This window comes from Actinophytocola sp. (genome assembly GCF_035942955.1).
Lineage (GTDB): Bacteria > Actinomycetota > Actinomycetes > Mycobacteriales > Pseudonocardiaceae > DASYTH01.
Window position 1 is genome coordinate 1 of record NZ_DASZCQ010000134.1, and the last position, 15,378, is coordinate 15,378.

The 15,378-nt window shown below is 71.5% G+C and carries 16 protein-coding genes and 1 pseudogene; 9 read left to right on the forward strand and 8 right to left on the reverse strand.

The annotated features are described in order from the left end of the window. The 3 genes and pseudogenes from VGX25_RS13605 to VGX25_RS13615 form a co-directional block, all read left to right on the forward strand. Positions 1-164 (forward strand): annotated as a pseudogene (locus VGX25_RS13605) (DUF1015 domain-containing protein); the annotation flags it as partial. A gap of 18 nt (positions 165-182) precedes the next feature. Then, positions 183-1,544 (forward strand): TrpB-like pyridoxal phosphate-dependent enzyme, encoded by a 1,362-nt coding sequence (locus tag VGX25_RS13610; protein WP_326918117.1) that lies wholly within the window; start codon positions 183-185, stop codon positions 1,542-1,544. Positions 1,545-1,581: 37 nt separating this feature from the next. Next, positions 1,582-2,760: a 4-hydroxybenzoate 3-monooxygenase gene (locus VGX25_RS13615; RefSeq protein WP_326918118.1), complete on the forward strand. Its 1,179-nt coding sequence runs from the start codon at positions 1,582-1,584 to the stop codon at positions 2,758-2,760. Here the strand turns inward: VGX25_RS13615 and VGX25_RS13620 are convergent. Beyond that, positions 2,745-3,293: a helix-turn-helix domain-containing protein gene (locus VGX25_RS13620; protein WP_326918119.1), complete on the reverse strand. Its 549-nt coding sequence runs from the start codon at positions 3,291-3,293 to the stop codon at positions 2,745-2,747. The two genes, VGX25_RS13615 and VGX25_RS13620, sit on opposite strands and share 16 nt — an antisense overlap. Before the next feature lie 83 nt (positions 3,294-3,376). Between VGX25_RS13620 and VGX25_RS13625 the strand changes: the two genes are divergently transcribed. The 3 genes from VGX25_RS13625 to VGX25_RS13635 are packed head-to-tail and all read left to right on the forward strand — an operon-like array spanning position 3,377 to position 4,640. After that, positions 3,377-3,832 (forward strand): nuclear transport factor 2 family protein, encoded by a 456-nt coding sequence (locus VGX25_RS13625; protein ID WP_326918121.1) that lies wholly within the window; start codon positions 3,377-3,379, stop codon positions 3,830-3,832. A 26-nt stretch (positions 3,833-3,858) separates the two neighbouring features. Then, the gene (locus VGX25_RS13630; RefSeq protein WP_326918122.1) at positions 3,859-4,278 is read left to right on the forward strand and encodes a hypothetical protein; all 420 of its coding nucleotides are present in this window, start codon (positions 3,859-3,861) and stop codon (positions 4,276-4,278) included. Then, entirely contained in the window at positions 4,275-4,640 is a 366-nt protein-coding gene (locus VGX25_RS13635; RefSeq protein ID WP_326918123.1) for a DUF5615 family PIN-like protein, read from the forward strand. The genes VGX25_RS13630 and VGX25_RS13635 overlap by 4 nt, the downstream gene beginning before the upstream one ends. 7 nt (positions 4,641-4,647) lie before the next feature. Here the strand turns inward: VGX25_RS13635 and VGX25_RS13640 are convergent, their stop codons facing one another. The 7 genes from VGX25_RS13640 to VGX25_RS13670 all read right to left on the reverse strand — a co-directional run bounded on the left by VGX25_RS13640 (position 4,648) and on the right by VGX25_RS13670 (position 12,411). Further along, complete coding sequence (locus VGX25_RS13640; protein WP_326918124.1) at positions 4,648-5,778, reverse strand: acyl-CoA dehydrogenase family protein; 1,131 nt, start codon at positions 5,776-5,778, stop codon at positions 4,648-4,650. Then, a complete protein-coding gene (locus VGX25_RS13645) occupies positions 5,775-6,191 on the reverse strand; it encodes a RidA family protein (RefSeq protein WP_326918125.1) in 417 nt (138 codons plus the stop codon). The genes VGX25_RS13640 and VGX25_RS13645 overlap by 4 nt, the downstream gene beginning before the upstream one ends. Continuing rightward, positions 6,176-7,003 (reverse strand): enoyl-CoA hydratase family protein, encoded by an 828-nt coding sequence (locus VGX25_RS13650; RefSeq protein ID WP_326918126.1) that lies wholly within the window; start codon positions 7,001-7,003, stop codon positions 6,176-6,178. Before VGX25_RS13650 ends, VGX25_RS13645 begins: the two co-directional genes overlap by 16 nt. A 156-nt stretch (positions 7,004-7,159) precedes the next feature. After that, positions 7,160-8,710 (reverse strand): benzoate-CoA ligase family protein, encoded by a 1,551-nt coding sequence (locus VGX25_RS13655; RefSeq protein WP_326918146.1) that lies wholly within the window; start codon positions 8,708-8,710, stop codon positions 7,160-7,162. After that, positions 8,710-9,459 carry a creatininase family protein gene (locus VGX25_RS13660; protein WP_326918127.1) on the reverse strand — a complete coding sequence of 250 codons (750 nt, stop codon included), beginning with the start codon at positions 9,457-9,459 and terminating at the stop codon, positions 8,710-8,712. Before VGX25_RS13660 ends, VGX25_RS13655 begins: the two co-directional genes overlap by 1 nt. Before the next feature lie 91 nt (positions 9,460-9,550). Further along, entirely contained in the window at positions 9,551-11,584 is a 2,034-nt protein-coding gene (locus VGX25_RS13665) for an FAD-dependent monooxygenase (RefSeq protein ID WP_326918128.1), read from the reverse strand. Beyond that, positions 11,581-12,411, reverse strand: a complete 831-nt coding sequence (locus VGX25_RS13670; RefSeq protein WP_326918129.1) for an LLM class flavin-dependent oxidoreductase — start codon at positions 12,409-12,411, stop codon at positions 11,581-11,583. Before VGX25_RS13670 ends, VGX25_RS13665 begins: the two co-directional genes overlap by 4 nt. A gap of 51 nt (positions 12,412-12,462) precedes the next feature. Between VGX25_RS13670 and VGX25_RS13675 the strand changes: the two genes are divergently transcribed. From VGX25_RS13675 to VGX25_RS13685, 3 genes are read left to right on the forward strand one after another with little or no spacing between them, the layout of a single operon-like run. Beyond that, entirely contained in the window at positions 12,463-13,284 is an 822-nt protein-coding gene (locus VGX25_RS13675) for a PaaX family transcriptional regulator C-terminal domain-containing protein (RefSeq protein ID WP_326918130.1), read from the forward strand. Continuing rightward, positions 13,281-14,069: a tryptophan 2,3-dioxygenase gene (locus VGX25_RS13680; RefSeq protein WP_326918131.1), complete on the forward strand. Its 789-nt coding sequence runs from the start codon at positions 13,281-13,283 to the stop codon at positions 14,067-14,069. The genes VGX25_RS13675 and VGX25_RS13680 overlap by 4 nt, the downstream gene beginning before the upstream one ends. Continuing rightward, the gene (locus VGX25_RS13685) at positions 14,066-15,238 is read left to right on the forward strand and encodes a kynureninase (protein WP_326918132.1); all 1,173 of its coding nucleotides are present in this window, start codon (positions 14,066-14,068) and stop codon (positions 15,236-15,238) included. The genes VGX25_RS13680 and VGX25_RS13685 overlap by 4 nt, the downstream gene beginning before the upstream one ends. Positions 15,239-15,378: the final 140 nt, after the last annotated feature.

A 15,378-nucleotide genomic window follows, 5' to 3' on the forward strand; every position in this document is an offset into this window, starting at 1 on the left:
GTCACCGGCCGCACCCGGACGACGCCGACGCGGTGATCATGCTGGCCCCGGTGCCGTTCGACGACGTGCTCGCCGCGCACCGCGCGGGCCGGCGGATGCCGCGGAAGAGCACGTTCTTCACCCCGAAGCCGCGCAGCGGGCTCGTACTCGCGGATCTGCGGTGAGCGTTCTACTGTCGACGGATGACCGACCGAACCAAGTACCTCCTCGACGAGTCCGAGATGCCGACGGCCTGGTACAACATCGTGCCCGACCTGCCGGCGCCGCCGCCTCCGCCGCTGCACCCGGGCACCGGGCAGCCGGTCGGCCCCGACGACCTCGCGCCGCTGTTCCCGCAGGCGCTGATCATGCAGGAGGTGAGCGGCGACCGGCACGTCGACATCCCCGGCGAGGTGCTCGACGTGTACCGGCTGTGGCGGCCGTCCCCGCTGTTTCGGGCCCGCCGCCTCGAGCGCGCGCTCGACACCCCGGCGCGGATCTACTACAAGTACGAGGGCGTCAGCCCGGTCGGCTCGCACAAGGCGAACACCGCGGTGCCGCAGGCCTTCTACAACGCGGCGGAGGGCGTCACCAAGCTCACCACCGAGACCGGCGCCGGGCAGTGGGGCAGCGCGCTGGCGTTCGCCTGCTCGGTGTTCGGAGTGGACTGTGAGGTGTGGCAGGTCCGGGCGTCCTACGACCAGAAGCCGTACCGCAAGATCATGATGGAGACGTACGGCGCGGTCGTGCACCCCAGCCCGTCCGACATCACCAACTCCGGGCGCGCCGTGCTCGCCGAGCACCCGGACTCCACCGGCAGCCTGGGCATCGCGATCAGCGAGGCGGTCGAGATGGCCGCAGGCGACCCGAGCGCCCGCTACGCGCTCGGCAGCGTGCTCAACCATGTGCTGATGCACCAGACGGTCATCGGCGAGGAGGCGCTGCGGCAGTTCGAGCTGGCCGAGGACACCCCGGACGTGATCGTCGGCTGCACCGGCGGCGGCTCCAACTTCGGCGGCCTGGTCTTCCCGTTCCTGCGGGAGAAGCTCGCCGGCCGGATCGCGCCCACGATCCGCGCGGTCGAGCCGGCGGCCTGCCCGTCGTTCACCCGAGGCGTGTACGCCTACGACTTCGGCGACACCGCCGGCCTCACCCCGCTGCTGAAGATGCACACGCTCGGCCACGGCTTCATTCCCGACCCGATCCACGCCGGCGGCCTGCGCTACCACGGCATGTCCCCGCTGCTGTCGCACATCGTCGAGCAGGGCCTGGTCGAGGCCGTCGCCATCCCGCAGAACGAGTGCTTCGCCGCCGGCGTGCGGTTCGCCCGGTCCGAGGGCATCGTGCCGGCCCCCGAGCCCACCCACGCGCTGGCCGAGTGCATCCGGGAAGCCTTGCGCTGCAAGGAGTCCGGCGAGCAGAAGGTGATCCTCACGGCGCTGTGCGGGCACGCCCACCTCGATCTGCCGGCGTACGGCAGCTACCTGGCCGGCGAGATGGTCGACCGCGAGCTCACCCAGCACGAGGTGGAGCAGGCGCTGAAGGGACTCCCGGCCATGACCTGATCCCTTGCTACGGTGGGGGCGGCGAAGGGGATGTGCGTTGGGTGACCGGGAGAGCTGGGCCGTGCTCGTGGTCGGCGCCGGGCCGGCCGGCCTGGTGCTCGGCAACCTGCTGCGCGCCGAGGGAATCGACTGCCTGATCCTGGAACGGCGCAGCCGCGCGCATGTCGAGCACCGGGCGCGTGCCGGGTTCCTCGCCGCCAACAGCGTGCGCATCCTGGAGCGCAACGGTCTCGCCGACGGGGTCAACGCCGGCGGGCAGCGGCACGGCACGTGCTCCTTCCGCACCGATCATGGGCAGTTCGAGCTGAACTACGGCGCGTTGGGCCGCCGCGAGATGACCACCGTGTACCCGCAGCAGGATCTCGTGCGCGACCTCATCGCCGAGTTTCTCGATCGCGGCGGCGACATCCGGTTCGACGCGGCCGTGAGCGAGGTGGGCGGCGTCGGCACCGACCGGCCGTGGGTCGCGGCGGGGGACCGGCGGTGGCACGGCCGGTTCGTCGCCGGCTGCGACGGGCGGCACGGGGTTTCCCGGGCGGCGGTGCCGGCGGGCGCGGCGCGGCGGTATCAGCGAACGTACGGCGTCTCCTGGCTGGCACTGCTCGCCGAGGCGCCGCCGAGCATGTCCACGGTGACCTATGCCATTCACGCCAACGGGTTCGCCGGGCACATGGCCCGCACCCCGTCGGTGACGCGGTATTACCTGCAGTGCCCGCCGGGCGACGATCCGGACAGGTGGCCGGAGCGGCGCATCTGGGACGAGCTGGGCGTGCGGATGCACACACAACGGCACGGAGCCCTCAAGCAGGGCAACGTGATCGAGCGCCGGATCATCGACATGAGGTGCGACGTCATCGAGCCGATCCAGTACGGCCGGCTGTTCCTGGTCGGCGACGCGGCGAGCCTGGTCAGCCCGGCCGCCGCCAAGGGCGCCAACCTCGCGATCATGGCGGCCGACAAGCTGGCGCGGGCCCTCGCGACCGCGCTGCGGCACGGCGACGAGGGCCCGCTGTCCCGCTACTCCGCGGACTGCATGCCACATATCTGGCGGGCGCAGGAGTTCTCCCAGTGGATGATCCACCTGCTGTGCGGCGGGCCGGCGAACAACGACGAGGAGGCGGCATTCCAGCGCGCCGTGCAACTGGCCCGGCTGGACAGCCTGCGGACCTCGCGCCGGCACCAGGACTACTTCGCCGAAAGCTACGTCGGAATCTGAGCGCGCAGGCCGTCCCGAAGGACGGCGAACACGATCTCCCCGTCGGCAGGATTCTGTTGCAAGGCAAGGGTTGTGCCGCTGAGCAGGGTCATCAGCTCGGTGCCGCCGATGTCGGCGCGCACCGCGCTGGCCCGCTGGGCCCGGGTGAGCAGCTCCGCTCCGGCCTGGTGCAGGTCCCGCTTGGCCGCCACGATCAGCCCCGCGCCGCTCAGCTCCTGCCCGATGAGCGCGTCGATCAGATCCTTCGACGAGGCGGCCCCGAACACCATGCGGCGCAGGAACTCGAAGAACGCCGCACCGGGATCCTCCGCCTCCGCAAGGGTTTTCGCGTACTCGGTGAGCCGGGTGATGCGGTCGAGCATGACCGCCTCGAACAGCGCCTCCTTGGTGGGGAAGTGCCGGTAGACCGTGCCCGCGCCGACGCCGGCCCGGCGAGCGATCTCGTCCAGCGGCACGGCAAGACCCTCGGCGGCGAACGCCTCGGTGGCCGCCGCGAGCACCCGCGCGCGGTTGCGCTGCGCGTCGGCTCTCACCGCGCACCTCGTTGACAAGCGGGGCGCGCGTTCCGTATCGTCCGGATAAGCGGGGTCATCGTTCCGATTATAGGAGGTACGCGATGCCGAGCCCACGCGAGATGGCCGAGCTCGTCCGCAGAATGGTGGAAGGAAAGGAGGGCATCGAGTTCGCCGACCTGTTCGCCCCGGACGGCATCATGGAGTACCCGTTCAGCATTCCCGGGCTTCCGCTCACATTGGACGGTCAGGACGCGATCCGCGAGTTCTTCGCCGCCCGAGCCGGGCTGCGCAACCTGTTCGACATGGCGGAGGTCACCGCCGAGGTCTACGAGACCGACGACCCCGAGGTCGTGATCACCGAGATCAGGCACCACGGATACGCCCACGCCACCAACACCCCCTACGAGATGCGCGCTCTGGGCATCATCCGCGTCCGCAACGGCAAAATCGTCCATTACCGCGACTACATGAACCCCCTGAGCCTCGCCAAGTACACCGGCCGCCTGCCCGAGCTGATCTCCGCCGTCAGCGGGAGCGGAACGGGTGACGGGCATTGATCGGCATCCGCGCTACGATGTAGTGCATGAGCAGGCCCTTGTCGATCAGGTTTGACCGGACACTGCTGGACCGGCTGCGTCGGCGTGCCTCGGCGCAGGACACCACGCCGTCGGGGCTGGCGCAACGGCTGGTCGACGAGGGGCTTCGGGTACAGGAGCATCCGGGTGTGATGTTCCGTGACGGGCCGTCCGGTCACCGAGCTGCGCTGGTCGCCGGACCCGACGTCTGGGAAGTCGTCGCCGCGTTGCGGTACTCCTCGGCGCGGGGTGAGGCCGCCGTGACCGCCACAGCGACCGAGATGGGTCTGTCCGACCGGCAGATCAAGACGGCGTTGGACTACTACGGCAGCTACCCGGACGAGATCGACGAGCAGGTGGCGGAGAACGAGCGAGCCGCCGACGAGGCCCGAGCAGCCTGGCAGGCTCAGCAACGGCTGCTGGCGTGACCGCACGGCTGCTGCTCGACGAGCACTATGCCGCCGAGATTGCGCGGCAGCTTCGCGACCTTGGCCACGATGTCATAGCCGTCGTCGACGACACCGAGCTACGGGCTCAGCCGGACGGCGAGCTGTTTCGCTGGGCGGCGAGCAACGGCCGTCGAATAGCGACCGAGAACATCAAGGATTTCCGCCCGCTGCTGACCCGGGCGTGCACCACCGGAGACCCGATCGCGCAGGTTCTGTTCGTCAGCCCGCGACGCTTCCCACGCGGCACCGGCAACCGCACCCGGGCCATCGTCGACGCCCTGCTGGGATGGCTCAAACTACCCAATGCCAACGCGCGCCCGGATGAGGACTGGCTGACCTGATCTCCGGTCAGCGGGAGCGGAACAGGTGGCGGGCGATGATCTCGCGTTGGATCTCGGAGGCGCCTTCGTAGATGCGGGGGGCGCGGACTTCGCGGTAGAGGTGTTCGAGGAGGTGGCCGTGCTCGAGGGCGCGGGCGCCGTGGGTTTGGATGGCGACGTCGACGGCGCGCTGGGCGGTTTCGGTGGCGAAGAGCTTGGCCATGGCCGACAGGTGGCCGGTGCGGCCGGAGCCGGCGTCGTAGGCGAGGGCCGCGTCGTGCACGAGCAGGCGGGCGGCGTGCAGCCGGGTGGCGATCTCGGCGAGCTGGTGGGACACGGCCTGGAAGTCGCGCAGGGTCCGGCCGAACGCCCGGCGGGACGCGGCGTGCGTGACGGCGGCGTCCAGCGCGGCTTGGCCCATGCCGACGGCGAACGCGCCGACGCTTGGGCGGAACAGGTCGAGCGTCTGCATGGCCACGCGCATGCCGGCGTCGGGCTCGCCGAGCACGTGCGACCGCGGCACGTGGACGTTCTCGAAGCGCAGCCGGCCGATCGGGTGCGGGGACACCAGCGTGATCCGTTCGCCGGTCAGCCCTTCCGACGCGCCGGGGACGGCGAACGCGGTGATGCCCTTGGCGCCGGCGTCGGGCGTGGTGCGGGCGAACACCGAGTAGATGTCGGCGTCCGGCGCGTTGGAGATGAACGCCTTCTCGCCGGACAGCCGGAACCCGTCGCCGTCCGGAACCGCCTGCAGGGTAAGGGAAGCCACGTCGGAGCCGGCGTCCGGCTCGGTCAGCGCGAACGCGGCGGCCACCTCGCCGGCGGCGATCCGGGGGAGCCATTCCCAGGCCACCTCGGGCGTTGCGGCCCGCAGGATCGGGTAGGCGCCGAGGCCCTGAACGGCGAGCGCGGTCTCCGCCTCGGTGCAGTGCCGGGCCAGCCCTTCGCGGATCAGGCACAGGTCGAGGGCCGACGTCGGCAGCCACCCGGACTCGCCGCGCGGGAAGATCTGGTCGAACAACCCGTACTCGGCCAGCGCGGTCAGCAGCGGCCGGTTGATCACACCCGGCTCGCCGGCCGCGGCGATCGGCGCCAATTCCTTGGCCGCCACCGCCTCGGTCCGCTCGAGCAGCGCCATCCGCTCCTGCGCCAAGCTCATGCGGGAATCACCGCGGTGCAGACCAGCTCGACCTTGGCGGCCGGATCGACCAGCTCGGAGACGCCGATCAGCGCCGCGGCTGGATAGTAGCGGCCGAAGTGCTTGCGCCACACCGGAACCAGCTCGCGACGGCAGGCCCGGTACTCGGCGATGTCGGTGACGTAGATGGTCATCGAGGCCACGTGGTACGGCGAGGCGCCCGCGGCGCGCAGCGCGGTCACGACGTTCCAGGCCGCGGCGTCGAACTGCTCGACGATGGACGAGCCCTGGATCTCCCCGTCGTCGCCGTGCGCGGTCTGCCCGGCCAGGTGGACCGTGCGGCCGGGCGCCGTGACGATCGCGTGGGCGAACCCGACCGGCTCCATCAGCTCCGGCACCGGGATGATCTCGTGCGGGATCATCGCCCCATCCACTGTGGACTCCTTCCTTGCGACCAGGCGGCGTAGAACTCCGCGTGGTCGGCGCTTTTCATCAGCAGGGCCTGGGTCATCGCTTCCAGCTCGACCGCGCTGCCCAGATCCATGTCCAGCTCGCGGGTGAGCAGCACCTTGGTGGTGGAGTACGCGAAGGCCGGGCCGTCGGCAAGCCGGCGCGCAAGCGCCTCGGCGGCAGCGGGCAGCTCGTCGTCGTCGACCACCCTGGTCGCCAGCCCGATCGCCTCGGCCTTGGCGGCGTCCACCTTGTCCCCCAACACCAGCAGCTCGGTCGCCCGGCCGAGCCCGACCAGCCGGGGGAGCAGGTACGCCGAGCCCATGTCCGCGCCGGCCAGCCCCACCCGCGTGAACAGGAACGCGAACGACGCCGACCGGGCCAGCAGCCGGAAGTCGCTGGCCAGCGCGATCACCGAGCCAGCGCCCGCGGCGACCCCGTTGACCGCGGCGATCACCGGCAGCGGGCACTCCCGCAACGCGCGCACCACCGACCCGGTCATCCGGGTGAACTCCAGCAGCTGCGCCGGTTCCATCCGCTGCAGCTCGCCGATGATCTCCTCGACGTCGCCGCCCGAGCAGAACCCGCGGCCGCGCCCGGTGAGCACCAGCACCCTGGCGTCGCCGCGGTGCGGCAGCTCGGCCAGCAGGTCGCGCAGGTCGGCGTAGGTGTCGAAGGTGAGCGCGTTGAGCTTGTCCGGCCGCGACAGGGTCACCGTGGCCACGCCGTCGGACACCGCGAGGTCGAAGTGCCGCCAGTCGTCGGTGAACCCCGCCGATGCCCGGAACGGGCTCACGCCATCACCTCGCAAGCTCGGTGATGGCAAGCCCGCCGCCTCGTCCCTCGGCGGCGGGGCAGTATTGATGGTTCGCTCCGCAAGCTCCGCCGAGCCTGCGTCTTCTCGTTCCTCGAAGACGCAGGAGTATTCGACGGTTCGCTCCGCAAGCTCCGCTCATGCCAACTCCTCGTCCAGTGCCCGCAGCGCCTTGCGGTCCAGCTTGCCGTTGGTGGTCCTTGGCAGCTCGCCGACAAACCTGATCTCATGTGGACTCTTGTGCGGTGACAACCGCGCCCGAACGTACTCCCGCAGAGCCGCGGCCAGCTCGGGGGTCCCGGTCACGCCGGGACGCGGCACGACGAAGGCCCGCGGCCGCACCAGCCCCTCGATCTCGTGGCCGACGACCGCGCACTCCAGCACGTCGGCGTGCCCGATGAGACAGTGCTCGATCTCGCTCGGCGCCACCCACACGCCGCTGACCTTCAACAGATCGTCGGCGCGCCCGTGGTAGGTGAAGAATCCGTCGGCGTCCCGGGCGAACAGATCGCCGGACCGGACCGTGTTGCCGTGGAACGTGCGCGCGCTCTTGTCCGGGTCGGCCCAGTAGCCCGCGGCGACGGTCTCGCCGGTGATCTCCAGCAGGCCGACCTCACCGTCGGGCAGCTGCGTGCCGTCCTGATCCACGATCCGCGCAGTGTAGCCGGGCACCACCTGACCGCAGCTGCCGGGACGGACGTTGCCCGGCCGGTTGGAGATGTAGATGTGGTAGGCCTCCGAGGAGCCGATGCCCTCCACCACCTCGACGCCGAACGTCTTGTCCCACTTGCGATGCAGCTCGGCGGGCAGCGCCTCGCCGGCCGACGTGCAGAGCCGCAGGCAGCTCAGGTCCTGCTCGGCGGCGGCCGGGTGGGCGACCATGGCGCTCATCATCGTCGGCACGTTGACCAGGATCGTCGGCCGGTGCTCGGCGATCAGCCGGAAGATCACCTCGACGGTGGTCCGCTCGGGGAACGCGATGCCCGCCGCGCCGACGCCGAACGGGAACAGCGCGGCGAGGTCGCGCGCGTAGCCGAAGAACAGCTTCGGCACCGGTAGCACGATGTCGTCGGCCCGGATGTCGAGCACGCCCCTGGCGTACGAGTCGAAGCTGACCAGCGGGGCGCGCGCCGGCAGCACGCAGGCCTTGGGCGCACCCGTGCTGCCGGTGGTGAACTTCCAGATCGCGATGTCCTCGCGGGTGGTCGGGGCCGGCTCAAGGGTGGCGGGGGCGTCGGCCACCAGGGTGGCGAAGTCGCGCTCGCCCGGCCGCAGCTCGCCGGCGCCGACGACCAGCAGATGGCGCACCCGGCCGGCCTTCCCGGCTGCCTCACGCATGCGGTCCAGCGTCACCGGGTCCACCACGACGACCTCGGCCTCGGTGTAGCTCAGGAAGTACGCGTAGTCCTTGGCCGGCAGGAACGTGTACACCTCCGCGGTCACCGCGCCGATCTTCTGGGCGGCGTACCAGGTGGCGACGAACTCCACGCCGTCCGACAGCGCGATCAGCACCCGCTGCCCGCGCTGGACGCCGAGCTCGCGCAGCACGTTGCCGACCCGGTTGACCAGCCCGGCCAGCTCGGCGTAGCTCGTCCGCCCGGCGGGGGTGATCAGCGCGGTGCGGTCGCCGCGGCCCTCGTCGAGGTTGCGGTCCACGAAATGGGTCGCGACGTTGAACGGCTCGGACATCATCGCCTCCCGGCGACCTCCCGGATGACCTCGACCAGCATCTCGGTCAGTTTGTCGAATGTGGACTGTCCCTCGTCCGGTGTCGCCTCGGCCGGCGCGCCGCAGTAGGCCCGGTCCATGCCCATCGCGACGAAGTCGGTCCGGCCCGCCCGGATCTCCGCGGCCATGTCGACGTGGACCTCGGGAAGCCGCGCCATGACCCCGGTGTCGACCAGGTCCGGCCGGTCGGCGAGCACCAGGGAGGTCTCGTAGCGGCCACCGTGGCAGGACGCCGAGCGGAACTCCTCGGTCAGCCGCTCGGCGTTGGCGCGGCGCAGGATGTCGAGGTACCCGACCCCGGCGGCGGCCACGGCCCGGCGGATCGCGGCCACGTGCTCGGGCTCGAGGTGGTTGTTCACCACGACGATGTGCCGGAACCCACCGTCCACAAGGGACTGGCAGACGTCGGTGACCAGGCCGCACAGGGTGTCCTCGGAGATCGACACCGCGCCGGGGAACGCCGCGGAGTAGCGGGTGACGCCGTACGCCAGCGCGGGCAGGACCAGCACCCGCAGCTCGGGATCGCCGGCGAGGCGCCGCGCCGCCCGCTCGCAGACCCCGGTCGAGATGAGTTCGTCGGTGCGCAGCGGGCCGTGCGGGCCGTGCGGCTCGACCGAGCCGACCGGCAGCAGCAGCACCGGCCGCCGCGCCGCCGTGAGCAGCTCACCCACCTGGGGCGAGGTGAGCTCCGCGAACGCAAACCCGGTCACATCAGCACCTCGCAAGCTCGGTGCTGGCGACCCCGTCGCCTCGTCCCTCGGCGACGGGGCAGTGCTTGATGATTTGCTCCGCAAGCTCCGCTCATGTGCCCAGTCTCCGCGGCAGGTCGAGCAGGCACAGGTCGGCGCGGCCGGCGGCGACGATCGTGTTCACCTCGTCCAGCGTGGTGAGGTAGCCGCCGACCAGGGTCGGCACGCCGGCCTCGTTGCGCACCCGGTCGGACAGCGTGGTGAGGAAACCCCGCCGGTACTCCGGGCGCGCCTCGGCGACCGTGTGGCCGGCCCGCACGTGGACCAGTTCGGCGCCGTGCTCGGCCAGCAGGCGCGCGAGCGCGATCCCGTCGTCGATCTCGAGCCCGCCGCGCGCCCAGTCGGTGACCGTGAGCCGGACCGCCAGCAGCCGGTCGGTCGGCCACACCGCGCGGGCCGCGTCGAGCACCGACAGCGGGTAGCGCGCCCGGTGCTCGAGCGGGCCGCCGAGCTCGTCGTCCCGCCGGTTGGTCAGTGGGGACAGGAAGCTGGCCAGCAGGTACCCGTCGGACATGTCCAGCTCGAGCGCATCGAACCCGGCCTCGGCGGCGCGGCCGGCCGCCTCGGTGAATCCCGCCCGCACCCGGTCGAGGTCGGCGCCGTCCATGGCCTTCGGGATCGGGCCGAACGGGCCGTAACGCAGCGCCGAGGCGGACAGCAGCGGCGTCGGGTCGTCCCGCAACGGGATGTCCGACCCACCGGCCCGCGGCCGGGTGCCGGCGCGGCGACCGGCGTGGCCGAGGCGCAGGCCGATCAGCGCGCCCTCGGCGTGCACCCGTTCGATCGGCCGGTCCACCGGCATCCCGGGGGAGATCCACCCGTCGTCGGTCGGCGACACCAGCCCGGTGAGCACCAGCCCGGCGCCGCCGACCGGGTTGTCCACAGTAGACACGACCCGGTTGCCGACGGTGCGCCCGCCGAGCCGCACCGGCACGAACGCCGGCGGGGGAGCGATCGCGGTGGGATCCGTTCGACCGGCGAACCAGGCGTCGAGCCGGCGCACGAACTCCGGGTCCCGCTGCATCAGGTTGGCGTGGCTGATCCGGCCGCTGCGGGTGAGCAGGTTGGCGGCGAACTGCATCGGCTCCAGCCGGGTATGGCTGGCGACCCGGCCGAAGTAGGCGGCGCTGTCCCCGGCGGCCTGCTGGAACCGCTCGACCACCGGCTGGCGCTCCAGCTCGTAGTCGATCAGCGCCGCCTCCAGGTTGTCCGGATGCCGGATGAAGCCGTTGGCCAGCGCGATCGCGTCCTCCATGGCGAGCTTGGTTCCCGAGCCGATGGAGAAGTGCGCGGTGTGCGCCGCGTCGCCGATCAGCACCAGGTTCCCATGGTGCCAGGACTGGTTGCGCACCAATGGAAAGCTCAGCCAGATCGACTTGTTGGACAGCAGCCGGTGCCGGCCGAGGTCGTCGGCGAACAGCTTCTCGCAGAACGCGATGCTCTCCTGCTCGGACATCGTGTCCAGCCCGGCGGCGCGCCAGGTCGGCTCCGGGCACTCCACGATGAACGTGCTGGACCGCTCGTCGAACGGGTAGGCGTGCACCTGGAACAGCCCGTGCTCGGTCTCCCGGAAGATGAAGGTGAACGCGTCGAAGACCAGGTCGGTGCCGAACCACACGTACTTGCAGCCCTGGGGTTTCACCGACGTGCCGAACCCGCCGGTGGCGCGCAGCTTGCTGTTGGCGCCGTCCGCGGCGACGATCAGGTCGGCCGGCTCCGGGGTGTCCACCTCGACTCCGAAGCGCAGGTCGACACCCAGCTCCCGGCACCTGCGCTGCAGGATGTCCAGCAGGTGGGTGCGTTTGATGGCCGAGAACGTGTGGCCACCGGAGCGGATCAGCTCTCCGCGGTACCGGATGTCCACAGTGGACCACCGGGCGAACGAGTCGGTGATCTCCACGTAGGTCTTGTAATCGGCATCCCGCAGCGCGCCGAGCGTTTCCTCGGAGAACACCACGCCCCAGCCGAACGTGGCGTCCGGGGCGTTGCGCTCGAAGACGGTGATCTCGTGCCCCGGATCGGCCTTCTTCAGCAGGATCGACAGGTACAGCCCCGCCGGTCCGGCCCCGACCACGGAGATTCTCATGTGGACAGTACCTCGGCGAGCCGGTCAAGATCAGCGAGGTCGGGCACGGTGGGGAACAGGATCAGCTCGTCACAGCCCTCGGCCTCGTAGCCGCGGACGAAGTCCTTGACCGCCCGCGCGCTGGTCAGGTTCCCCGCGGCGATCTTCTCGGCGAACGGCCCGGTGAACGCGTAGTAGTCGCGCAGGTAGGCGCTGCCCCGGTCCGGATCGCCGAACGCGAAGTAGCCCTGCCCCCACAGCCGCGGCTCGCCCGGCCGCTCGAAGTCCCGCCACGCCGCCCTTGCCCTGGTGGCGGCCGAGCCGAACGCCCGCGGCGGGCCGCCGCCGTGCGCGTACCCGTCGCCGTAGCGGGCCATCCGCGCGAAGGCCGGCCCGCTTGAGCCGCCCACGAGGATCTCGATCCCCGGCCGGGACGGCTTGACGCCCGACGAGTCCAGCTCGCCGCGCAGGTAGGCCAGCTGCTCGGACAGCCGGGTGCCCCGGCCGCGGTGGTCCACCCCGGCCGCCTCGTAGTCGTCCAGCCGGGCGCCGACCGCGAGGCCCAGCGTGAACCGGCCGCCCGCGATCGCGTCCACCGACACGGCCTGCTTGGCCAGCACGGCCGGCGCGCGCAGCGGCCCGATGGCGATCATCGTGGCCAGGTGGACCCGCTCGGTGACCGCCGCGGCGGCGGCGAGCGCGGCGAACGGTTCGAGGCTGTCGTAGACAAGACGGTCGAGCACTGCCACGGTGGAGAAGGGACCGGCGTCGGCCCGGCGCGCCCACTCGACGAGGAGGGCGCCGTCGGTGCCGGGAACGGTGTTGGGTAGCCCGATGCCCACCTTCACGGGGAACACTTTACGGTTGACCGCGCTGAAGCGTCAACTAAACTGCACTGCATGGCTGACCTGCTGCGGGGGTTCGAGCCGGCCCCGCAGGATCTGGTGCTGACGCTGCTCGGCGCCTACGTCACCCCGTGCGGGCGGCGCGAGGTCTGGTCGGGCGGCCTGGTGCGGCTGCTCGAGGAGTTCGGCTTCTCCGCCGGCGCCGCCCGCGTCGCGCTCAACCGGTTGGTGGCGCGCGATCTGCTGACCCGCAGCAAGTCCGGGCGCCTGGTGCACTACCAGCTCACCCGGCGCACGCTGACCGTGCTGGCCGAGGGCGACGGGCGGATCTTCACGCTCGGCGTCGCGCACCGCCGCACGACCACGTGGACCGTGCTGTGGCACGCGATTCCCGAGGACCGGCGGACCGCGCGCACCCGGCTCGTGCGCCGCCTGCGGTTTCTCGGCTTCGGGTCCGTGCAGGACGGCACCTGGATCGCCCCGCACGACCGCGAGCGGGAGGTGGCCGCGCTGGTGATCGAGCTGGGCATCACCGAGCACGTCGGGATGATGGTCGGCCGGCCGTCGATCGCGGTGGACTTCGCCGCGTTCGTGCCGCGGATCTGGAACCTCGGCGAGCTGGCCGAGCGGTACCGGGCGTTCGTCGACCAGTTCCGGGCGCACGAGCACGGGGCCGCCGGCGACCGGGAGGCGCTGCTGCTGCGCACCCGGCTGGTGCACACGTTCCGCGAGTTCCCGTTCCTCGACCCGGAGCTGCCGGAGGATCTCGTGCCGGCGCCGCGCCACCGGGCCGAGGCCGTGCGGCTGTTCCACAACCTGTATCCGGCGCTGGCGCCCGCCGCGCAGCGCTACTTCGATGAGGTGACCGCGCCATGAACTCCGACCGGCATTCCGCGGCGTTGACCTACACGTCGTACCTGGCGCTCGACGAGGTGCTGGGGGCGCAGCGCCCGCGGTCCGACGATCACGACGAGATGCTGTTCATCGTGATCCACCAGGTGTACGAGCTGTGGTTCAAGCAGCTCCTGCACGAGCTGGCCCACCTGCAGCAGCGGCTGGAGAAAGGCGACACGGCGCACTCGGTGCGCACGCTGCGGCGGGCGCTGACGATCCTGAAGGTGGTGGTGGCGCAGATCGACGTGCTGGAGACCATGACCCCGCGCCAGTTCACCAGCTTCCGGGCCCGGCTCGAGGCGTCGAGCGGCTTCCAGTCCGCGCAGTTCCGCGAGCTGGAGGCGGTGCTCGGCCGGCGCGACCTCCGCGTGCTGGACAACTACCCGGAGGGCAACCCGGGGCGGGACCGGATCGCCGAGGCCATGCGCCGACCGTCCATTTTCGACTCTTTCCTGCGGTACCTTTCGGTGCACGGGTACGCCGTTCCCGCCGAGCGTGACCACACCAAGCCGATCGAGCCGTCCGAGGAGGTGCAGCGGGTGCTGCTCGAGGTGTACCGGGACGACTCCGGACCGTCCACAGTGGCCGAACTGCTCGTCGATCTCGACGAGGGCATGCAGGAATGGCGGTACCGGCACGTGAAGATGGTCGAGCGCACGATCGGCGCCAAGCCGGGCACCGGCGGGTCCGCCGGCGCGGCGTACCTTCGCACCACGCTGTTCCACCCGGTGTTTCCCGATCTGTGGGCGGTACGGAGCGAGCTGTGATCGACGATCTTCGCCGCAGCCCGAACGCCTTGGCGCCGCACTACTCCCGGTTCCGGGTGGCGGAGCGGCTGCTGCTGACCGGGCACTCGCACCAGGCCTGGCCGGACGTCGCGCTGGACGGGCAGGTCGAGGCGTTCACCGACGCGGCCGAGGCCGTGGACGCCAAGTGGGAGCGGGCCTTCGCCAAGGCCGAACGGGTGCGCGGCGGGTTCCGCCGCCTGCTCGACGATCCCACCGCCGACCTCGCGCTGGATGCCAACACCCACGCCCTCGTGGTCCGGTTCCTGTCCGCCCTCGACCTGCGCGCCCGGCCCCGCCTGGTGACGACGGACGGCGAGTTCCACTCGGTGCGCCGGCAGCTCGCCCGGCTCGCCGAGGAGGGCGTCGAGGTGGTCCGCGTTCCCGCCGAGCCGGCGGACACGCTCGCCGAGCGCCTCGCCGCCGCGACCGACGCGCGCACCAGCGCGGTGCTGGTCTCGGCCGTGCTGTTCGAGACGTCCCGCATCGTGCCCGGTCTGGCCGGGCTGGCCGAGTCGTGCGCGGCCGCGGGAGTGGAGCTGCTCATCGACGCCTACCACGCCCTCGGGGTGCTGCCGTTCTCCGCCCCGCGCTCGGCGTGGGTCACCGGCGGCGGCTACAAGTACCTGCAACTGGGCGAGGGCAACTGCTTCCTGCGCCTGCCCGCGCACGCGGCCGGGCTGCGCCCGGTGATCACCGGCTGGTTCGCCGAGTTCGCCGCGCTCGCCGACGAGTCCACACCGGACAGAGTCGTGTACGCCCCCGGCGGCGACCGGTTCGCCGGATCCACCTACGACCCCACCAGCCACTACCGCGCCGCCCGGGTCTTCGACTTCTTCGACGAGCAGAAGCTCACCCCCGACCTGCTCCGCGAGATCTCCCAGCACCAAACCGGCCTGCTGGCCGACGCCTTCGACGCGCTCAACGCCCCCGACGACCTGATCACCCGGGACCGCACCACCCCGCGCACGGCCTTCGCCGGCTTCCTGGCCCTCCGCTCCCCGCACGCCGGCCGGCTGCGGCAGGCCCTCGCCCACCGCGGCGTCTCCACCGACAGCCGCGGCGACCACCTCCGCCTCGGCCCCGCCCCCTACCTGTCCGACGACCAACTCGAAGCCGCCATCGCCACCCTCGGCGAAACCCTGTCGTGACCCGGGCGTGTCCCGCCTTCCGGTAGGCGTGTTACGCGCTCCGGTAACCGTGCCGCCGAATCATTCAGATCGTCCGTCGCTTTGAGCATTTCTGTACGAGGACGGTCACGGGCAGTTACTCTGGCGCCGCCAACCAGATA

What these genes read in the sequence shown, in the direction of transcription:
- VGX25_RS13610 (WP_326918117.1), top strand. Translation starts at nt 183, where the DNA reads ATGACCGACCGAACCAAGTACCTCCTCGACGAGTCCGAGATGCCGACG.
- VGX25_RS13625 (WP_326918121.1), top strand. Translation starts at nt 3,377, where the DNA reads ATGCCGAGCCCACGCGAGATGGCCGAGCTCGTCCGCAGAATGGTGGAA.
- VGX25_RS13630 (WP_326918122.1), top strand. Translation starts at nt 3,859, where the DNA reads ATGAGCAGGCCCTTGTCGATCAGGTTTGACCGGACACTGCTGGACCGG.
- VGX25_RS13640 (WP_326918124.1), bottom strand. Translation starts at nt 5,778, where the DNA reads ATGAGCTTGGCGCAGGAGCGGATGGCGCTGCTCGAGCGGACCGAGGCG.
- VGX25_RS13655 (WP_326918146.1), bottom strand. Translation starts at nt 8,710, where the DNA reads ATGTCCGAGCCGTTCAACGTCGCGACCCATTTCGTGGACCGCAACCTC.
- VGX25_RS13665 (WP_326918128.1), bottom strand. Translation starts at nt 11,584, where the DNA reads ATGAGAATCTCCGTGGTCGGGGCCGGACCGGCGGGGCTGTACCTGTCG.
- VGX25_RS13675 (WP_326918130.1), top strand. Translation starts at nt 12,463, where the DNA reads ATGGCTGACCTGCTGCGGGGGTTCGAGCCGGCCCCGCAGGATCTGGTG.
- VGX25_RS13680 (WP_326918131.1), top strand. Translation starts at nt 13,281, where the DNA reads ATGAACTCCGACCGGCATTCCGCGGCGTTGACCTACACGTCGTACCTG.